This is a genomic window from Candidatus Manganitrophaceae bacterium, assembly GCA_016200325.1.
Taxonomy (GTDB): Bacteria; Nitrospirota; Nitrospiria; order SBBL01; family Manganitrophaceae; genus Manganitrophus.
Window position 1 is genome coordinate 424,659 of record JACQEZ010000001.1, and the last position, 16,767, is coordinate 441,425.

Sequence of the window (16,767 nt, forward strand, 5' to 3'; positions counted from 1 at the left end):
TTCAGCAATATGAGGGAGAGGCCATGAACACCGAATCGAATTCAAGGGAAAAACATATTTTGATCGTGGACGACGAGGAATCGGTCCGAAGTTATTTGGCGACCCTGCTGACCTCCGAAGGCTATGAGGTCTCCTCCGCGGAAGGGGGGATGGAGGCGATCAGCATGATCAAACAGCAGCTCTCTCCCTCCGCCGTGATCCTCGACGTGATGATGCCCCAAGTCGACGGCCTGGAGACGCTCCGACGAATCCGTGAAATGGACGAAGTGATCCCGATCATCATGTTATCGGCGGTCGGACAGACCGCCACCATCGTGAAAGCGATGAAGATGGGGGCCTCCGATTATTTGACCAAACCGTTTGAGGATGAGGAGCTCGGAATCACCCTCGAGAAGGCCTTTGAGAAGCTGACCTTGGTCAAAGAGGTGGAGGACCTGCGCGAGCAGCTCAACCAGACGAGCGAGTTCATCTCGATCAACGACGAGATGATCCGGATCAAAGAGATGATCCGGAAAATCGCTGGAACCGATGCCACTGTTTTGGTGTTAGGAGAGAGCGGCGTTGGAAAAGAGTTGATCGCGCGCGCCATTCACGATCAGTCGCTGCGACGCGAAAAAATTCTGGTTCGGGTTAATTGCGCCGCCCTTCCCACGGAGCTGCTCGAAAGCGAGCTGTTTGGTTTTGAACGGGGGGCGTTTACCGGCGCCATCCGCGCCAAGATGGGAAAATTCGAGTTGGCCAATGGGGGAACGATCTTCCTCGATGAGATCGCGGAGATGAGCCCCGGTCTTCAGGCAAAGCTCCTCCATGTCCTTCAAGACGGGGAGTTCTCCAAGCTCGGCGGCAAGCGGGATTTGAAGGTCGACGTCCGGGTGGTCGCCGCGACGAATCAGAACTTGGAGCGGTCGATTAAAGAGGGGCGCTTTCGTGAAGATCTCTACTATCGGCTCAATGTCGTCAAGATCCAAGTCCCGCCGCTGCGGGAGCGGAAGGAAGATATCCCGCTTCTCTGTCAGCACTTTTTTAAGAAGTTCCGGGTGCAGTATGACAGCGACATGGATAAGATTCCGGAATCGATTCTCGAGGCGTTCATGCGCTATGGGTGGCCTGGAAACATCCGCGAGCTGGAAAATATGATGCGACGGCTGGTCGTCTTAAAAGACGAGAAATATGTATTAAAAGAGTTGGCCATTCCCAGCGAGGTCAAAGCGGAGCCGGAAAAGTCCGATTCCCTCTCCGAGGCGCTCTCATTGAAAGAGATCAGCAAGCGTAAGACGGTCGAGGTTGAGCGGGATGCGATCTTCAAGGCATTGGTCGAGAGTAACTGGAATAAGAAGCGCGCGGCCGAGGCGTTGAACATCAGCTATCGGGCCTTACAATACAAAATTAAAGAGTATGGAATCGACCAATAGGACAATAGAACAACTCAAATTACCTATCCTTCACTAGATCTTCTTGCGGAACAGTGAGGAAATAGTTTGCAATATATTGCAACTATATTCTTTTTTTTTGCATAATGTGGCGCTTTTGATTCACCATCTCCATTCTACTCTTTCTCTCGTAGTAAAAAAGGCCGAACCGGTGGGCACAGCATTTGCTCATACTCAAGCGGATGTCACGTAAGGTGGGGAAGGACAATCTCTTTTTTTGAGAGGCGGCCGAAGCGGGCCGATCTCCTCTCGTTCAGATCAACATTTTTTAAAGTCAGTCCAAATTTACAAGGGGGTGGAGAAAGTTATGTTTCGCCGAACGACCAGCGGGTCGCTATTTTCATTTTTCATCGTCACCATCTTTTTAATCATGGTACAAACCTCTCCGGCCCAATCTCTCCCCCCGGACGTCGATCCAAAAGCCGATATGGGGGCCAAAGTGGAGCCGGGGAAGCAGCGGTTCGAGGAGTATACGCTTGGCCCCGGTGATGTAATCCAGATCGTTGTCTGGAAAAATGAGCATCTCTCCAAGACCCTTCCGATCCGTCCGGATGGAAAAATCTCCATGCCGCTGGTCGACGACATCCAGGCGGCCGGAATGACGCCGTCGCAGCTGAAGGAGACCATTGCAAAGGGATTGCGGCATTATATCGACAATCCGATCGTCACGGTGATCGTCTCCGAGATCAATAACTACAAGGTTTCCGTCTTGGGAGAGGTGAAAAAGCCGGGGGTCTATCTCCTGAAAGGGAGGACGACCATTCTGGAAGCGATTTCGATGGCGGAGGGTTTTACCGAATTTGCAACGACCAACAATATCCTCCTGATGAAAAAACAGAAAGGGCAGCGGTTCCGATTCGATTACCGCGCCTATGTCTCCGGGGAGAACCTGGACCAAAATGTCTACCTCGATCCGGGAGACACGATCATCGTTAAATGAGATCGCCCGGACTCTCTGGAAACGGCTCATCCTTCATTCCGGCAGGGGAACGCGTCGGATGCCGACGCCGAGCGCTCTTTCCCTTGAGCGGCGTCTCGATCTTTTTTTCTCTCTTTCTCTTTTTTAGTCTCCTCCTGCAAGCGGCTCCCGCGGGCGCGCAACTTGCCTTGGAGAGCGAGCCGCCTCGGCCGTCGGAGCCGGAGCCGCCCCGGTTTCATCTGACCCCCGCGCTGGATGTCGATTATGAATACGACGACAATATTTTCTTCCGGACGTTCAATCGGGAATCGGATTTCATCACCCGTGTGAGGCCGAAATTCAGCTTTTTGGTTGAGCAAGAACGGGTCCGATGGGAGGCCGACGTCCGGGCCGATTTTGCGTTCTATCAAGAGCATTCCGACTTATCGACCTGGAATCGGGCTCAAAGTTTGGATACCCGACTGACCCTCCGGCCGAGCGGGATTTGGACGTTTGAATTTTTCGATACGTTTCTTCATTCAATCGATCCGGTCGAGCAGCTGAATCTCCTCCTTCGAAGGACCGAGTATTTTACGAATACCGTTTCTCTGAAGGGGGCCTATCGGTTTTCACCCCGGCTGACCTTGGAAGCCGAGGTGTCAAACCGCGTCACCCAATTCAAAGATCCGAATTTCATCGATGTCGATGAAAATGAAGTGCGCGGCGCCATGACGTATCTCTTAACCCCGCTCGACAAGGTTACCCCCGAATATCGATACCGCAACTTCTATTTCGAAAATCGGGGCAACACGGAGGTGCACACCGGCGCGCTGAAGGTGGAGCACCGATTTACGCAGACCCTAACCGGGCGGGGGATGGCCGGTCTCCTCGCCATCATCGATCGCGGACAAGAGCAGAACGACATTCTCCTCGGCCTCGGCGCCGAGCAGCGATACAGTGCGGTCGTCGTCTTCACCGCCGATTTTCTCCGCGACGTCTCGGTCGTCGGCGGATTGTCGGGAGTTTTCATCACCAACACCTTCTCCGGCTCGGCGATATTTCATCTGACCTCCTGGTTTGACTCCATCATGGGGGCGAGCTGGGCGTTTCAGCAGCCGCTTCTTTCGAATCGCGTCAATCTCGATACGATCGGCGTCCGCGTCGAAGAGCAGGTTCGGTTGGCCTCTTGGTTAAGGGCGGTCGCCAGCTACTCTTACCGACGACAAAATCTTCATGGGAGCCCGCGTGACATTTATGACAATCGCGTCTTCATCGGCCTCACCGCGTTGACGACCTATCCGGACGCGCCCGGTATTGATGCTGCAAAAACACGTAGTCCACATTTAGAGCCACGGTAATAGCGCAAATTTTTCTTCCGTTTTATTGCTTACACGATCTCCCTTTTAATTCGCAATTGTTTGCAGAGAATATGCAAGCGCTCCAACATAAATTGACTGAAGGGTTTCGGAAATAGTAACCTAACGAAACCGATGCACTTTTTGAATAAGATTGATGCGGCATGGGTTTTGCTCCCTTACAGTGTCAAACTGATGAGTGCTCTTTCTCATCCTTCACATGCGTTACCTGAGGGGGACATTGAAGAAAAAAGTATTGTTGCTGGGAACATCTTCTGATAAATTTACCCAGCTGAAATTGATGCTGCTGAGACTGAAGTACCTTGTCATCGATTCGAGTCGCCCCTACGTCGCGGGACGGGCCGATCTGGTCATGCTCGATCTGCGAGGGGAGGAACCCCCCTGCTGGGAGCAGCTGAGAGAGGTCCGGCAGGAACAGGGGAACGTTCCGGTGGTGGTGGTCGGAGAAAAGAAAATCGATTACATCGTCACCGCCATGAAGCTCGGCGCGGCGAACTACATGTCGGAGCCGTTTGATGCGCAGGAGCTGAAAGGGGCGCTCATGAACATCATCGACGAGACGACGCTGGTTTCGGAGATCGCCGCATTGAGCGAGATCGCAAAAGAGCAGCCCTCCTGGCTCCTCTCCTCTTGTAGTCCGGCGATGATGGAGGTGAAGAAAATCGTCGAGCAGGTTGCAGGGACCGACGTGACTGTATTGATCCGGGGAGAATCGGGAACCGGAAAAGGGGTCATCGCGCGGGCGATCTATCTGAATTCAAAGCGCCGAGAGATGCCGTTCGTCAAAATCAACTGTGCGGCGCTCCCCAAGGAGCTGCTTGAGAGCGAACTGTTCGGTTACGAGAAGGGAGCTTTCACCGGCGCCTATCAACGAAAGGCCGGAAAGTTCGGTTTGGCGCACGAGGGGACCATCTTTCTCGATGAAATCAGCGAAATGCACCCCTCGCTCCAGGCCAAGCTGCTCCATGTCCTCGAGACCGGGGAGTTCTCCCGAATCGGTGGAGAGGAGAGCGAGAAGGTCAATGTCCGGATCATCGCCGCGACGAGCAGCCACCTGGAGTCGGCGGTGCGCGCCGGTCTTTTTCGGGACGATCTTTTCTATCGCCTCAACGTCGTCTCGCTTCGCATCCCCGCGCTGCGTGAACGAAAAGAAGAGATCCCGCTCCTGGCCGGCTATTTTCTTCGACAATATTATCAGGAATACAACAAGACCTATCAACCGCTCACCCCGGAGACCTTGGCGGCGTTTATTCACTATGACTGGCCCGGAAACGTTCGGGAGCTGGAGAACTTCATCAAGCGGATTGTGATCCTGGGAGAAGAACACTGCAATCTCCCGCTTCTTTTTTCAAAAGGGGCGACGACGGGTCAGGCCGATCCGGCCGGATTTTCGCTCAAGCAGGTCAGCCGCGAGGTCTCTAAAAAGCTCGAAAGCGAAGTGATCCGGAAGGTGCTCAACCAGACCCGTTGGAACCGGCGGAAGGCCGCCGAGATTTTGAAAATCAGCTATCGGTCATTGCTCTATAAAATCAAAGAAGGTGGGCTCGAGACTTCTTCTTGACCCATTCCCATGAGAAACGGATAATAAGATGCGCGTGCAGAATGTGATCGCTGCTTTGTGGTTTTTTTTCTTCATTTTGAGTGGATGCGCCGATCCGGTGACCCAGGTGACAAACGTCAAGCGGACCGTCCCGACCGAGGAGCGCGCTTACGTCATCGGAGCGGACGACCTGCTTCAGGTCGTGGTCTGGAAAAACGAATCGCTCTCTAAAGAGGTGCGCGTCCGGCCCGACGGAAAGATCACCCTCCCGCTCATCAACGATGTTCAGGCGGGAGGAATGACGCCGGCAGTTCTCCGAGATGCGATTTCGAAGCGGCTGGAGAAATTTGTCGAGGTCTCCGGCGTAACGGTGATCGTCAAGGAGATCAACAGCTCGAAGGTCTCGGTATTGGGACAGGTAAAGAAACCGGGGATCTACCCGCTTCGGGGCGATCTGACGGTCCTCGACGCCATCGCGATGGCGGAGGGGTTCAACGAATTTGCGGCGACCGAACGGTTGGTCATCATCCGGAAGAACGGGAAAGAGACCCAGTGGATCCGCTTGCGGTATCAGGATGTCATTCAGGGAAAGATCACGGGAGATCGTCTCTTCCTGGCGGCCGGGGACACGCTCGTCGTCCCCTAAAAGTGTCGCGAACCCACTTGTAGAAGGTGAATCATGAGCCAACAGAATCAAATTTCAATCGGATATCTTCTCGAATGTTTTCAACGAAGAAAGCACTGGATCTGGCTGACGACGCTGATCGTCTCGGTTGCATCGGTCATGATTGTCCTGAAGATGCCGAAGGTCTATCGGGCCACGTCGATCGTCTTGGTCCAGCCGCACCGTTTCTCGGAGCAGGTGGCGAAGACCTACGACCTCTATCGAATGGAAAATCGGCTAAAAGCGCTGAGCGAAGTCATCTACAGCCGGGCCTTTTTACAGCCGATCATCGACACCGAGTCGCTCTACCGGGAGTCGGTCGGCCAGCAGACGGCGGATGAGGTCATCGAGCAGATGCGAAAAGATATCCACATCGACATCAAGGCAAACGACGTCTTTAGTATCTCCTACGATGGGAAAGAGCCGGAAAAGGTGATGAAGGCGACCAACCGGATCGCCCGTCAGTTTATTTCATTGCTTCAAGAGCAGGTGACGGTCGCTCCGACGAACCCGCAGGTTCAATTTCTCGAAGCGAAGCTTAAAGAGCTTTATACCCAGATGGCCGACCTTCAGACCACCTATACCAAGGAGTACCCCGAGCTGATCAATCTGCGGAAGAAAATCGCCGAGGTGCAGGCGGTTCTGAGCGCCGAGAAGAGCGCCGCCGCGGCGGCCCCTCCGCCGAAGGCCAGCTCCAATCCTTCGGTCATCGACACCGAGTTTCAGAATTCCGAGGCGCGGATTATCGACGAGGCGACCCTGCCGATGAAGCCGTTTAAGCCGAATCGGACCTTAATTGCCGTGATCGGCTCGATGGTCGGTCTCGGCCTGGGGATCGGCTTGGCGGTGATGCTGGAGATGTCGGATCACACTTTCCGCTACGCCGGGGATCTCCATCAATATCTCGGCTTGCCGGTCCTCGTCTGTATCCCTCATGTAGAGACCTTCAGCGATGTGAGGAGGGCGCGCATTCGCCGGCGCGTCATCTGGGGGGTGAGCCTCATCCTGCTCTGTCTGACCCTGTTCTACTTCTATCAAAACTCGTCGACCTTCGGCCGCTTGGATGCCGCGACGATCAGCTTTACCGAGAAATAAGGAGAGAGGTGATGCGCGGAAAAATGTTGGGGAGCGCCCGTTTTGATGAGCACCTCGTGACGGTCAGCGATTCGAAGTCGATCGCGGCGGAGCAGTATCGCGTCCTTCGGTCGCGGATTGAGCATTTCTCACGGGAGAAGGGCTTTCGGACCTTCATGATCACCAGTCCGGTGGTCGGGGAGGGGAAATCGATGACCACGGCCAATCTGGCGCTCTGTATGGCGCAGATGAAAGAGCGGCGGGTGGCGCTGGTCGACTGCGACCTCCGACGTCCCACCCTCCATCGACTGCTCGGGATTCGAATGAAGGAAGGGCTGGTCGATGTTTTGGAAGAGCGGGTTCCTCTCGAGGCGGCATTGATCCCGATCGAGCATCCGCTTCTTTCCTCCGGATCGCTCTCCTTTCTGGCGGCCGGAAGCACCCAAGTCGCCGCGTCGGAGTGGCTCGCGTCGGCAAAGATGAAAAAATTAATCGCCTCTCTGGCGGAGCGGTTCGATACGGTCTTGTTCGATGCCCCTCCGATTCTTCCTCTCGCCGATTCCGCCGTGCTGGGAGCGCGGGTCGACGGGACGATCCTCGTCCTCCGTGCTGGAAAGACATCGACTGAAACACTCGACCTGGCGATGCAGAGCATCGATCTCCAGAATTGGGTGGGGGTCGTCCTGAACGGGGTCGATTTCGAGCGCTCTTCCCATTACAGCGCCGTTTATTCCAGTTACCAAAAAACCTATTCTGCACAGGCGACTGAAGATCGAGGCCACTCCGATGATTAAGGTGTTTAACCGAAGTCTCCCGACACGCAGCATCCTCTTCTGCGGGATGGAAAGCTTTTTAATCTGGCTCTCCGTGACCCTGAGCCTTATCCTGGCGCCGTTGTCGGGCCGTCCGCCCGGTGCCGACGGCTGGTGGAGCGCCATTCATGGCCTGGTCATCACCGGAATCTTCCATCTCGTCCTCTACTATGCCGATCTTTATGATTTCACCATCTTCCCCCCGGATCACCGCCATTTGATCCGCCTGGTCCGGGTTGGCGGAATCGGCCTGTTGGTCTTTGCGGGCATCTCCGTCCTCCTCCCCGCATCGGCCTTTCCGGCGGGGCTCCGACTGGCCGTCATCATGGGACTCCTCTCCATTTTCTTATGGCGGGCAATCTACAGCCGGCTTCTGGACGGCGTCGAAGAGCGGATCTTGATCCTCGGCACGCAGGATGTGGCCCGCCGGGTGGCGCAGGAGATGCTCAAGAGAAAGGGGCTCGGCTTCAAGGTGGTCGGCTTCCTCGATGAAGATGCCCGGCGGCTGGGGGAGAGTTTGGTTAATCCGAGGATTATCGGAACCTATGACAACCTCCCGACCATCGTTGCCAGGGAGCGGATTGATCGGGTGATCATCGCCGCCTCCGAGCGCCGGGGCCGGCTTCCGATCCCGGCCCTCTTGGGCGCCCGCGCCCAAGGGGTCGAATTCATGGAGGGGACCCGCTTTTATGAACAGGTCAGCGGAAAGGTCTTTCTTGAAGACATTAAGCCGAGCGGGTTTATCTATGCCGACGGCTTTAATCGATCGGGTTTTGCGAAGTGGAGCAAGCGGGTCACCGGCATCCTCTCCTCCACGGTCATCCTGATCGTCACCTTTCCAGTGATGGTTCTTTTGGGCATTGCGATCAAGCTCGACTCTCCGGGGCCGATTTTTTTCCGGCAGGAACGGGTGGGGGAAGAGGGGCGGCCGTTCATGTTGTTCAAGTTCAGATCGATGCGTCACGATGCGGAGAAATTGACCGGACCGGTCTGGGCCGAGAAGGACGATCCCCGGGTGACCCGCATCGGAAAGGTTTTACGAACGCTTCGATTAGATGAGCTCCCGCAGATCATCAACGTTCTGAAAGGGGAGATGAGCTTCGTCGGACCCCGACCGGAACGCCCTTACTTCGTTGCGCAGCTCTCCGAGCAGATCCCGTTCTATGCGCTCCGGTTTGCAGTCAAGCCGGGGGTCACCGGATGGGCCCAGATCCGCTACCCGTACGGCGCTTCCGTGGAGGATGCCAGAGAGAAATTAAGATATGATCTTTTTTATATTAAGAACATGTCGTTTTTCTTTGATCTCTGGATCATCTTCCAGACGATTAAAATCGTTTTATTTGGAAGAGGGGCGCGATGAAGCGGCAGAGAGGGGCGGAGAGCAAACGGGCTTTGATCCAGGAGGTTCTACGGCCGACCCTGAGATGGACATCCCCAGTTGGAGGGGGCGTTCAGGCGGAGTAAGGGACCTCACAGCGCTTATTTACTGCTCCACTTTACAATCAGGCAAAGGTACAACACTATCGTGGTGAAGGCTGTTTTCTGGTTCTCATTTTTGGTGATCGTCTATACCTACTTCGGTTACCCATTGATCTTGTCCACATGGAGATCGATGAAGCGAAAGCAGGTTCGGAAGGAAAGCATGCTTCCGTCCGTTTCGGTCATCCTGGCGGTGTATAACGAGGAGAAGCTGATCGAGCAGAAGCTGAGAAATCTTTTTGAACTCGAATATCCCTCCTCTTTGTTGCAAATCATCGTCTCCTCCGACGGCTCCGAAGATCAGACGGAAGCGAAGGTTGCCTGCTGGCAGGAAGCGCATCAAGACGGTCCGGTGCTGATGCTGCTGACCGCGCCGGCCCACGTCGGAAAGGCGGCGGCCCTCAACCGGGCGGTGGCCCATGCGTGGGGCGAGGTCGTCGTTTTCATCGACGCCCGGCAAATACTCGATCGGAATGCCATTCTCCACCTTGTTTCCAACTTTGCCGATGAGCGGGTCGGGGCGGTCAGCGGCGAGTTGATCTTAATGGACCGGCCGGGGGGGAAAGGGGTCGTGAGCGTCGGCCTTTACTGGCGCTATGAGAAGTGGCTCAGGAAGATGGAGAGCGACGTCGACTCGATGCTGGGAGCGACCGGAGCGATTTATGCGCTGCGCCGATCGCTCTATGATCCGATCCCGACCGAGACGATCTTGGATGATGTGCTGATCCCGATGCAGGCGGTCTTCAGAGGATACCGTGTGGTCTTCGAGCCAAAGGCGCTTGCTTATGACTTCGTCCCGAGGCGGGCGGAGAGCGAGTTCCTCCGGAAGGTTCGAACGCTTGCGGGAAATTACCAGCTTTTGTGGGAGGTCGGCGCCCTCTGGTCATTGAAAAAGAACCGTCTCTTCTTCCAGTTTTTCTCGCACAAGGTGGCGCGGCTCTTGGTCCCCTTTATGTTGATTTTGCTCCTTCTTTCCAACCTATTTTTGACGCAGGGGATCTATTTTATCTTCCTGCTACTTCAACTGGTCTGGTACAGCCTGGCCTTATTGGGAGGGATGTCATATGCGAAGGTCGACCCAAAAACATCTTGAGCAGACGTCCGATGCCGAAGAGACCGAGGCGGCAACGGGAGGGGAGCCGACTCCGCTTCCCTCTTCTCCGGAGGCGCCGGCGCGGGGTGTCCGTTTCTCACTTGGAATCCTTCGTGGAATCCTTCAGTTTCCTTATGCCTTTGTCATCATGAATACGGCCGCGATCGTCGGCCTCTATGCATTTCTTCGACGACGAAAAAATATTTGGGTTCGCTCCACCGAAACGGATGCCTGGGAGATCGCAGACGGATCGGCCCTTCCCGTGCCGGTGACGCCGCCGACCAATTCGGGGAGAAAGGCCGCCTAAGGGCGAGAGGAGATGCGTGGACTATCAGGTTGAAGAAATCTCCGATTTCGACCGCTTCACAACGCTGGAGAAAGAGTGGAACGCCTTACTGGCGGCCGCTCCGATCAATGCCCCATTCCTGCGCCATGAATGGTTCCGGATCTGGTGGAAAGCATTCGGTGAAGGGAAGCGCCGGATGGCGATCTTGACGGTTCGGGCGCAGGGAGGCGCCCTGGTCGCAATCGCCCCTTTAATGGAAGAGCGCGGGTTCCGGGTCGGAATCCCTTGTCGCATCTGGACCTCGCTCTGCAATGACCATTCGTGTCGGTTCGATTTCATTCTGGCCGATCTCTCCGAGGAAGCGCGCGCAGGGATATTCAAAGCGCTCACCGACTACCTTTCGGCGCGCCGGCCGCGCATCCATTTCCTCGAGCTGCAGGATCTGCCGGCCGATTCCCCGACGTTGACCCACCTCACGGCGGCGTCGGGCCGGGGAGGGCGGCGGTTGGGAATGCGTCCTTCTCTTGAAACGCCGATCCTTCCCATGCAGGGGAAATGGTCCTCCTATTTTGAGTCGGTCTCGGGAAATTTGCGTCGCAACCTCCGCCGCCGTCGCAGGCAGCTGGAAGAGCAGGGGAAGGTCGCCCTGGTCTGTGTCACCGGGGATTCGCGGGACGGGGGGACGGCCGGTTTAATCCCGCATTTGGAAGAGGGTTTTCGGATTGAGGCGATGGCATGGAAGGGGGCCGCGGGAACTGCGATCGATGGAAACGGGGGGTGGTCCGAGTTCTATTCGGAGTGGGCCCATACGGCGGCGGAACGCGGGTGGCTCCGTCTCTACTTCTTGAAGCTCGACGATCGACCGATCGCCTTCTACTATACGCTGGTTTACGATCAAAAGCTCTACTATCTAAAGCTGGGATATGATCCGGCCTATGCCCGATATTCCCCCGGCATTCTCCTCCATCAGGAGATCTTGTCGGCCGCCTTTCAAGAGGGATTGACCGAGCTCGATTTTCTCGGGCCGCGCATGGCTTGGAAAGAGGATTGGACGGCGCAGCTTCGCCCGCACCTCTGGCTTTATCTATTCGAGGGAGGGATGATTCCGCGGGCGATTTATTTGATCAAGTTTAAGCTCTTCCCCTATTTGAGGGAGATCTCCTGGTTGACTCGGTTACAGCGGCGGCTACTCCGCAAAGATGCGTTCGGCGTTTCGGCCAAGCCCGCCACCGAGCCGCTCCCGGAGGCGCCGTTTGAAAGGACCGCAGAAGCGGTGGGGAAGGAGGCGGCTTGAATACCGTGGCGGCGATAAACGGCAATCGGCGTCCCAAGCCCTATTTTATCCCGGTGCTTCCGGCCTTCTCGCCGACCTCGTTGGCGCGGCGCGGGGGGCCGCTCCCGTTTCCATTCAATCATCGAGGATATTACGACTACTACTACGGCCGCAACGCGGTCTGGCACGGGATGAAATACTTGGGGCTTCCGGCGGAGAGTCGTGTTCTGATTCCGGCCTATCATCATGGGGTGGAGGTGGAAGCGGTCCTGCAGGCCGGCCTCCGGGTCGACTTCTACCGGGTCGATCTGCAGCTTCAGATCGATCTCGAAGATTTGGAGAAGAAGATCACTCCCGACACCCGCGTGATCTATCTCATCTACTATCTCGGATTTCCGCAGCCGGTGGACGCGCTGCTCCGGCTTTGCACGAAATATCGGCTCTTATTGGTGGAAGACTGCGCCCTCTCCCTCTTCAGCGAGATCAACGGGAGGCCGGTCGGCTCCTTCGGCGACATTGGGATCTTCTCCTTTCACAAATCCCTCCCCCTTCCGAATGGAGGGGGCCTGGTGGTGAACCGGACCGATCGTCCGCTGCCGCCGCCGCGGGTGGGACCGCCTCTTGTTTCGACCCTGAGCCATCTTACCGGCGGACTCCTGAACCGATTTAAGATGTCGCACCCTGCAACCGGCGCGCTCCTTCATAACTACTCCAGAGAAGTCGTCGCGACCCTTCTGAAGGTGGGAAAGGTCGATCGGACGAGCGTCGCCAACATGGAGTTTAATCTGGGGAAGGTCGATTGGGGAATGTCGGCCGTCTCAAAGAGGATTCTCCGCTCGGTCAACGCCGCCGGCGTCGTTTCGCGCCGGAGAGAGAACTTCAACTATCTCCTCGAGCGGCTCGATCTAAAGGACCGGCTTGTCTTCACCTCGCTGCCGCCGGGGGTCTGCCCCCTCTTTTTCCCAATCTGGGTCGACGATAAAGAGCGCGCGTCAAACGCGCTGTTCGCCCGAGGGATTGAGTCGGTCGACTTCTGGGCCATTCCCCATCCTGCGGTTCCGCAGGGGGTGTACGCCGAGGTCGATTCTCTGCGTGCCCATCTGTTGGAGTTGCCGATTCATCAAACCCTCGACAGGGAGCATCTCGACTATATGGTTGAGGTGGTGAGGGAGATGCTTCGATGATTTCCAGAAGGATGGAGTCGCTGGTGCTGCCGGATGAAAAGGAGAGGGTCGCCGAATCGGGTCTCGAACGGGATCTTACGGTCGAGCAGATTTGGAGCGATCAGGAGCTCTTTGTATCGAGAGCTGCCTGGGAATCCCTTTTCAACGAGGCCGCGGTCCAAAACCCTTTCTTGAGCTGGGGATGGATCTCGGCTTGGTGGTGCCATTTCGGCGCCGGCAAGCAGTTGGCGGTTCTTTTCATCCGGCGCCGTGGAGAGCTGATCGGGATCGCCCCCTTCTATCAATCCGACGTCCGCTCCCTTGGAATGACCTTTCGCGCCCTCTCGCTTCTCGGAGATCAGGGGGTCGGATCGGATTACCTCGACTTCCTCTCGCGAAAAGGGTGTGAGCGGGAGGTGGCCGAAGCGGTGATCGGCTATCTGTCGAAGGGGGCGCATGGGTGGGACATTATCACCCTCCGCCATCTGGCGCACGATTCGATGCACCTTCCGGTCCTTCTCGGCGTCTCCCAGCGGGGATGGCAGGTTCGGCAAGAAGAAGGGGAGGTCTGCCCTTATCTCACCTTGCCGCCGACTTGGGATGATTATCTCAACCGGCTCAGCAGCAGCATGCGGTATACGATTCGCCGGAAGCTGCGCGCCCTGGAGCGGGAACACCGTGTGGAGTGGGTCGTACTCGATCAGCCGGAGTCGGGCCGGGTGGGGATGGAGCGGCTGATCGCGCTTCATCAGAAACGATGGTCGGAGCAGGGGGGATCGGACGCTTTCGTCAGTGAGGTAAAAACCCCCTTCCACCGCGAGACCGCCGACTATTTTTTCCAGAAGCGGATCGCCCGGCTCTTTTCCCTTCAGGTTGACGGCGAGACGGTTGCAGCCCTTTACGGTTTTGTCGTGAAGGATCGGTTCTTTTACTACCAGGCCGGGTTTGATCCCGCCTGGAAAGATAAAAGTGTCGGGATGGTTTTGATGGCGAAATGTATTCAATATGCGATCGCGCAGCGATGGAGCGAGTTCGACTTCTTGAGGGGACCGGAGGCGTATAAAACCCACTGGACGTCCGACGAGCGGAGAACGGTTCACCTCCTCCTCACCCCCCCTCAATGGAAGGCTGGCTGTTATCTCACCCTGCGTGCATCGGAGAGAGCGGCGAGACGTTGGGCCGGAAGGCTCCTCCCCGAGGGGTGGATCGAGCGAATGAGACAGGCGAGGCGGAAGAGATCGGTCGCTGAAGAACAATCATACGAAACGGGTAAATCGAAACGATGATTTCAAAATCTGAAAGTAATATGGAGGTTCCTCACTTCTCCCCGCATTCTTTACGAACTCCCCGGCCGGTGATTCCCGAGACCCGTTTGCCGTCGCTTCCCCCTTTTCGACGATGGATGAAGTCGGCCTTGGCGGGAGGGGCCTACTACAGCGGCCTGCTCGATCTCTATGTCCAGTTCCGAGATCGCTGCCCTGCCCAGAACCGCCTCTTCATGGTCGGCTATCATGCCGTCGTGGAGTCGGCTGAGGAGGCCGCCGAAGCGGGGATGATGCCGCAGCAGCTGATGTCGCGTGCCCTTTTTGAGAAAGAGATCGATCAGATCGGCTCGCACTTCGATTTCCTCTCGATTGACCAGGCGGTCGAATTTGTCGAAGGGAAACGGCAGCTCAAGCGCGACAGTGTGGTGGTGACTTTTGACGACGGTTATAAAGGGATTTACGATCATGCCTATCCGATTTTAAAGCGGAAGGGGGTCCCGGCGATCTTCTATCTCTGCACCGATTATGTCGGCACCTCTCGGCACTTCGACCACGATCGGCTCTTCTTTCTGATCCACAAGGCGATGCAGGAATCGCTTCCGATCGAAGCGGTGCTGCGACAGCGAATCACGATGAATCCGACCGTCCCGATCCGTGGGACCTCTCCGCTGGAGATTACCCGCGAGGTCTTGGAGCATTATTGGAAAGAAGAGCTGACCGCCCTGGTGGCGCTCTTGCAGGAAAAGCTTTGTCTGGGTGAAGAGGGGTTTCCCGCCGATGCCATGATGGTCTCGTGGGAAGAGGTCGATGCGATGGCGCGGGAGGGGATGCATTTCGGCTCTCACACGGCGAGCCATTGTTTGCTGACCGAGGTCGAGCCGACGGCGGCCCTGGAGGAGCTGCGGCGCTCCAAGGAGACGCTCGAGACACGGCTTGGCATCAAGACCGTCCATCTCGCCTATCCGGATGGGCGGGTCAATGCATCGGTCGCGGAAGCGGCGCAGGCCTGCGGGTACCGCTCCGCTTGCACCACCGCGCATCGGGTCAACAAGATCGGCCTCAGTCCCTATCTGCTCGGCCGAGAGCTCCTCTGGGAGAACAGCGCTTGGGGCTGGTCATCCAAATGTTCCAAGGCGATGATCGTCTCCCAGATCAAAGGGCTTTTTAAAATCGGTCAAGACAAAAAATACCCGATCTCAAATTATTTTTGAGGAGACCCCAGCAAGAATGATCCGACTCATTTGTGTGGTCGGCGCCAGGCCCAATTTCGTGAAGATGGCGCCGCTGGTTCAACAGATCAAGGAAGGATGGGGCGATCTCTTCGAGACCACCCTCGTCCATACCGGCCAGCATTACGATCAAACGCTCTCGAAAGTCTTCTTCGACGCGCTTCGCCTTCCGATCCCCGATGTGAATCTGGGGGTCGGCTCAGGGAGCGCGGCCCGGCAGATTGCGGAGATTATGCAGCGATTCGAAGAGGTGATCCTCTGGAAGAAGCCCGATCAGGTCCTCGTCGTCGGCGACGTCAACTCGACGCTCGCCACCGCGCTGGCCGCCGAGAAGGTCGGGGTTCCGGTCGCCCACGTCGAAGCCGGTCTGCGGAGCTTCGACCGGCGGATGCCGGAAGAGATGAATCGTATTTTAACCGATCAGCTCTCCGAGCTGCTCTTTGCCACCGAGGAGAGCGCGGTTCAAAATCTGCTCAATGAGGGGATCGGAAAGGAGCGGATCTTCTGGGTCGGGAATGTGATGATCGACGCATTGATCAGCCATGCGCAGGAGGCGGAGCGATCGACCATCCTTCGCCAGCTGAACCTGGCCCCCCAGGGGTATGCCCTGCTCACACTCCACCGTCCGTCGAACGTCGATACGCAGGAGGGGATGCACCGGATCTTCGCCCTCCTCTCCGAGGTGGAGAAGCGAATCCGGGTGGTCTTCCCGGTCCATCCCCGGACGCTCGGTCGAATGGAAGAGTTCGACCTGATGACCTCCTTTCGCGCGATGAAGAACGTGACCTTCTGCGAGCCGGCCGGCTATCTCGATTTCCTCCGGCTGATGCGGGATGCCAAAATGGTCTTGACCGATTCCGGGGGAGTTCAGGAGGAGACGACGGCCTTGGCCATTCCCTGTCTGACCCTTCGGGAGAACACTGAACGGCCGGTGACGATCACCCAAGGGACCAATCTGCTGACCGGAACCGATCCGCAGCGGGTTCTGTCGGCGGTGATCGATATCATTGAAGGACGCGGAAAACGAGGGAAGGTGCCGGCGTTGTGGGATGGCCAGGCAGCCCTCCGGATCGTTCAGGTTTTGCAGGGACACGCGGGGCAAGGGCGACGTCATCCGACGGCGCTTCCCCTCTCGGCCCCCGCCCCTTTTAATTAGGTTTAGCAATTTAGATTCAGGCTGAGGTT

General features: G+C 56.7%; 15 protein-coding genes. All 15 read left to right on the top strand.

Annotation, left to right across the window (positions count from 1 at the left end):
- Window positions 1-23: 23 nt before the first annotated feature.
- Window positions 24-1,412 (top strand): sigma-54-dependent Fis family transcriptional regulator, encoded by a 1,389-nt coding sequence (locus HY282_01895; protein MBI3802498.1) that lies wholly within the window; start codon window positions 24-26, stop codon window positions 1,410-1,412.
- 325 nt (window positions 1,413-1,737) lie between these two features.
- On the top strand, window positions 1,738-2,370 hold the full coding sequence (locus HY282_01900) for a polysaccharide biosynthesis/export family protein (protein MBI3802499.1): 633 nt from the start codon (window positions 1,738-1,740) through the stop codon (window positions 2,368-2,370).
- On the top strand, window positions 2,367-3,686 hold the full coding sequence (locus HY282_01905) for an outer membrane beta-barrel protein (GenBank protein ID MBI3802500.1): 1,320 nt from the start codon (window positions 2,367-2,369) through the stop codon (window positions 3,684-3,686). The genes HY282_01900 and HY282_01905 overlap by 4 nt, the downstream gene beginning before the upstream one ends.
- 238 nt (window positions 3,687-3,924) lie before the next feature.
- Window positions 3,925-5,265: a sigma-54-dependent Fis family transcriptional regulator gene (locus HY282_01910; protein MBI3802501.1), complete on the top strand. Its 1,341-nt coding sequence runs from the start codon at window positions 3,925-3,927 to the stop codon at window positions 5,263-5,265.
- A gap of 28 nt (window positions 5,266-5,293) precedes the next feature.
- A complete protein-coding gene (locus tag HY282_01915) occupies window positions 5,294-5,890 on the top strand; it encodes a polysaccharide biosynthesis/export family protein (GenBank protein ID MBI3802502.1) in 597 nt (198 codons plus the stop codon).
- A gap of 33 nt (window positions 5,891-5,923) precedes the next feature.
- The gene (locus HY282_01920; GenBank protein MBI3802503.1) at window positions 5,924-7,003 is read left to right on the top strand and encodes a hypothetical protein; all 1,080 of its coding nucleotides are present in this window, start codon (window positions 5,924-5,926) and stop codon (window positions 7,001-7,003) included.
- An 11-nt stretch (window positions 7,004-7,014) separates the two neighbouring features.
- Window positions 7,015-7,776, top strand: a complete 762-nt coding sequence (locus tag HY282_01925) for a CpsD/CapB family tyrosine-protein kinase (protein MBI3802504.1) — start codon at window positions 7,015-7,017, stop codon at window positions 7,774-7,776.
- Entirely contained in the window at window positions 7,769-9,154 is a 1,386-nt protein-coding gene (locus tag HY282_01930; protein MBI3802505.1) for a TIGR03013 family PEP-CTERM/XrtA system glycosyltransferase, read from the top strand. The genes HY282_01925 and HY282_01930 overlap by 8 nt, the downstream gene beginning before the upstream one ends.
- Before the next feature lie 252 nt (window positions 9,155-9,406).
- Window positions 9,407-10,366 (top strand): glycosyltransferase family 2 protein, encoded by a 960-nt coding sequence (locus tag HY282_01935; protein MBI3802506.1) that lies wholly within the window; start codon window positions 9,407-9,409, stop codon window positions 10,364-10,366.
- Window positions 10,338-10,673 (top strand): hypothetical protein, encoded by a 336-nt coding sequence (locus tag HY282_01940; GenBank protein MBI3802507.1) that lies wholly within the window; start codon window positions 10,338-10,340, stop codon window positions 10,671-10,673. The genes HY282_01935 and HY282_01940 overlap by 29 nt, the downstream gene beginning before the upstream one ends.
- 16 nt (window positions 10,674-10,689) lie before the next feature.
- Window positions 10,690-11,946 carry a GNAT family N-acetyltransferase gene (locus HY282_01945; protein MBI3802508.1) on the top strand — a complete coding sequence of 419 codons (1,257 nt, stop codon included), beginning with the start codon at window positions 10,690-10,692 and terminating at the stop codon, window positions 11,944-11,946.
- Window positions 11,943-13,109, top strand: a complete 1,167-nt coding sequence (locus HY282_01950; protein ID MBI3802509.1) for an aminotransferase class V-fold PLP-dependent enzyme — start codon at window positions 11,943-11,945, stop codon at window positions 13,107-13,109. The genes HY282_01945 and HY282_01950 overlap by 4 nt, the downstream gene beginning before the upstream one ends.
- The gene (locus tag HY282_01955) at window positions 13,106-14,374 is read left to right on the top strand and encodes a GNAT family N-acetyltransferase (protein MBI3802510.1); all 1,269 of its coding nucleotides are present in this window, start codon (window positions 13,106-13,108) and stop codon (window positions 14,372-14,374) included. The genes HY282_01950 and HY282_01955 overlap by 4 nt, the downstream gene beginning before the upstream one ends.
- 68 nt (window positions 14,375-14,442) lie before the next feature.
- Window positions 14,443-15,564, top strand: a complete 1,122-nt coding sequence (locus HY282_01960) for a polysaccharide deacetylase family protein (protein MBI3802511.1) — start codon at window positions 14,443-14,445, stop codon at window positions 15,562-15,564.
- Between the two features lie 16 nt (window positions 15,565-15,580).
- Window positions 15,581-16,738 (top strand): UDP-N-acetylglucosamine 2-epimerase (non-hydrolyzing), encoded by a 1,158-nt coding sequence (gene wecB, locus HY282_01965; GenBank protein MBI3802512.1) that lies wholly within the window; start codon window positions 15,581-15,583, stop codon window positions 16,736-16,738.
- The last annotated feature ends 29 nt before the right edge of the window (window positions 16,739-16,767 follow it).